Source organism: Aeromicrobium sp. Leaf272 (genome assembly GCF_001422865.1).
In the GTDB taxonomy this organism is placed as follows: Bacteria; Actinomycetota; Actinomycetes; order Propionibacteriales; family Nocardioidaceae; genus Aeromicrobium.
This window is the reverse complement of record NZ_LMMY01000011.1, coordinates 214937-218039: the sequence shown is the minus strand read 5'-3', so window position 1 is coordinate 218039 and position 3103 is coordinate 214937. Positions and strand designations below refer to the sequence as shown.

General features: G+C 70.1%; 4 protein-coding genes. All 4 read left to right on the top strand.

From position 1 onward, the window contains the following. Positions 1–767 (top strand): phosphoenolpyruvate carboxykinase domain-containing protein (locus tag ASF38_RS19170; RefSeq protein ID WP_235497519.1); only part of this gene is annotated, 767 nt, incomplete at its 5' end. Positions 768–771: 4 nt separating this feature from the next. After that, on the top strand, positions 772–1068 hold the full coding sequence (locus ASF38_RS08135) for a helix-turn-helix transcriptional regulator (RefSeq protein ID WP_056575063.1): 297 nt from the start codon (positions 772–774) through the stop codon (positions 1066–1068). Positions 1069–1218: 150 nt separating this feature from the next. Next, positions 1219–1851 (top strand): hypothetical protein, encoded by a 633-nt coding sequence (locus ASF38_RS08130; protein ID WP_156366849.1) that lies wholly within the window; start codon positions 1219–1221, stop codon positions 1849–1851. Next, positions 1848–3008 carry a PrsW family intramembrane metalloprotease gene (locus tag ASF38_RS08125; RefSeq protein ID WP_056575057.1) on the top strand — a complete coding sequence of 387 codons (1161 nt, stop codon included), beginning with the start codon at positions 1848–1850 and terminating at the stop codon, positions 3006–3008. The genes ASF38_RS08130 and ASF38_RS08125 overlap by 4 nt, the downstream gene beginning before the upstream one ends. The last annotated feature ends 95 nt before the right edge of the window (positions 3009–3103 follow it).

Sequence of the window (3103 nt, the reverse complement as noted above, 5' to 3'; positions counted from 1 at the left end):
CCACCGACCTCGACGGCTGGGAGGACTGGAAGGGCGACGCGATCGCCGACCGCACCGGCGACGAGGTCGACGCCCCCTGGGCCCACCCCAACAGCCGCTTCACCACCACGCTGGAGAACGTGCCCAACGTGGCGAAGGACTTCGAGGACCCGAAGGGCGTCGAGATCCACGGCGTCATCTTCGGTGGCCGCACCCGCGACCGTGAGCCGCTCATCCGCGCCATCGACGACGTCGCCGAGGGCGTCTACGACGGCCTGACGCTCGGTGCCGAGGCCACGGCCGCGGCCGACGGTCTCGAGGGCGTGCTGCGCTACGACCCGATGTCGATGCGTCCGTTCATGTCCTACGGCGAGGGCGACTACGCCGCGCACTGGCTCGAGGTGTTCAGCCGCGCCGAGAAGAAGCCCGTGTTCGCGCACGTCAACTGGTTCCAGCGCGGCGACGACGGCCGCTTCCTGTGGCCCGGCTACCGCGAGAACCTGCGCCCCCTCGTGTGGCTCATGCAGTACATGAACGGCGAGGTCGAGGGTCAACGCACGCCCGTCGGCGTCATCCCGACCCGCGACGAGCTGCTGCTCGAGGGCCTGGACGACCAGGCGCTCGCCGACCTCGACACGATCCTCACGATCGACGTCACCCGCTGGCGCGAGGAGATCGGGCACCGCCAGGTGCACCTCGAGCAGTTCCGTGACCTGCCCGAGGAGATCTGGGAGGCGCACCGTCGCGTCGCCGCCGCACTCGAGGCCGCTGCAGCCGACGACGCCTGAGCTGGTGGGCGACACCAGCGCACCACTGCACCACAGCAAGGCCGAGCTCTTCCGCACGCTCGGGCACCCGGTCCGCATCCGGGTGCTCGAGCTGCTGGAGACCAGGCCCATGGCCGTGCGCGAGCTGCTCGCCGACATCGACGTCGAGTCGTCGTCGCTGTCGCAGCAGCTGGCGGTGCTGCGTCGCGTCGGGCTCGTGACCTCCACCCGGCAGGGCGGCACCGTCGAGTACGCGCTGGCGACCGATCGCGTGGCCGACCTGCTGCGCGCTGGTCGGGAGCTGCTGGGGGCGTTGGACTGACGTCCACCGCCCCGCCCGTCGGAACGGGGAGGGGCGTGAGCAGGTGGGCTGTGGTCGGCGGGCTCGAGCGCTGAGCTTCGGGTAGCGTCTCGGACGAGCCTGACGCACGTCGGGAATCCGGGGCGCTGTGGCGCCGGGGAGGGAGACCCCGTGACCTCGACGATGAAGAGTCCTGACGACTGGGTACCGGTCGAACGTCGATGGCTCGGGATGGACCGGGCGACACTCGTGCCCGCTGCGGTCGTCACCGCGCTGGTCGTGCTGGCGTTCTGGGTCCTTCCCGCGATCGACGACCATCTCCAGGTCGACGATCCGATCCGGCCCGGCGACGTCGTGCAGGTCGGCTCCGCGGAGCTGGTCCCCGCAACCGGCTGGAACCTCGTCGCCGGTGTGCGGCAGGGCGAGGCGAAGACGACCGGCATGTACCCGCAGCAGGCGGTGCTCACGTCGGGCGGGCTCACGTTCCAGGTGCTCGTCGACGACTACGACGGCACGGCTGCCGAGCTTCTCGAGCAGGTCGAGCGGAACAACGAGCAGGTCCAGGACACCGCCTTCGCGGTGAGCGGTGATCCGACGACGATCCAGAACACCGATGGCGACCGCGGCGCGCTCGCCACCTTCACGTCGGCCGACTCCGACGGCTTCTTGGCCGCCTACGTCTTCGACGGTGTGGGTGTGGAGGTCGTGGCCGTCGGGCCGGCGAGCCTCTCGGGCGACCGCCTGGGTGACGAGGTCGCGCGGATGCTGCTGTCCGTCCGGCCGGCCGAGGGGAGTGCGTCATGAGCGGCACCGACCTTCTGGAGCGCCGGAAAGCGGCGATCACCGACACCGGCTGGGGCGCGTCCGTCGGGTGGCGGCAACCACGCAATGCCTGTCTCTGGGTCTTCGTGGCCGTCATCGCCTACGGGCTCTGGTACACGTTCGACACCGTCCGTGTCGTGGGCGGCACGACCGGGGAACCACTCGCGATCTCGGCCATCGTCTTCTCGCTGTACGGGGTGGTCTTCTGGTGGTTCACCACGCACATCGACCGGTACTCCCGCCAACCGCTGGACCTGCGGTTCGCGGCGTTCCTCTGGGGCGGGTTCGGGGCGACCTGGACGATCGCGTTGCACAGCAACACCGCGTTGATAAGCATCCTCGGCAAGGTCTTCGGGCAGGACTTCGCCAACGGGTGGGGGGCCGGCATCGCCGCCCCGCTCGGTGAGGAGCTCGGCAAGGGAGCCGGCGTCCTGCTGCTGGTCTTCATCGCGCCCCGAGTCATGCGCACGGCCTTCGACGGCTTCGTCATCGGTGCCTTCGTCGGGCTCGGCTTCGAGATCATCGAGGACATCCTCTACGCGATCAACTCCGCGACCGAGAGCTTCGGGGCGGACCCGGTCGGCACGAGCCTGCACACCGTGATGCTCCGGCTCGGCACTGGCTTCAGCTCGCACATCGTCTACTCCGCCATCTTCGGCGCGGGCGTCGTCTACCTCGTCGGCACTCGCGGGCAGAAGCGTCGCGTCGGCCTGGGCCTCGTCCTGTGCGCCACGTCGATGCTGCTGCACGGGACGTGGGACTCCACGCTGGCTCTCGCCGGCGGAAACTCCGTCGCGGTCAGCCTCCTGCTGCTGGCCGGGGTGATCGTCCCGATCCTCATCGTGGTGTGCGTGTTCCACGTGGCGGTCGCGGGGGAGCGGCGGGCGATGCGCGACGTGCTTGCACCCGAGGTGGCCGACGGAACCATGACCGACGACGAGCTCGACGCCGTGAGTGGTGCCTGGAAGCAGCGACGGCGCTTCCGTCGCGCGGGGGGCATCAAGGACCGGCGTCGTCGCGGTCATCGGCTCGAGGCCGCCCACGACCTGGCCGACGAACTGGGCGCGGCGAGGGGAGAGGAGACCGACCGGGTTCGCTTCGCCCGGTCAGAGCTGGAGCGATTCGCGGCCGAGAGGTAGAGCCGCGTCGGTTCGCGGATGATTCGCGAGTCGCCCGTGGGGGGTGTCGCCGTCCTTTTCGAAGCGAGGCGGGACAGAGGTCCTGGAGGAGTATG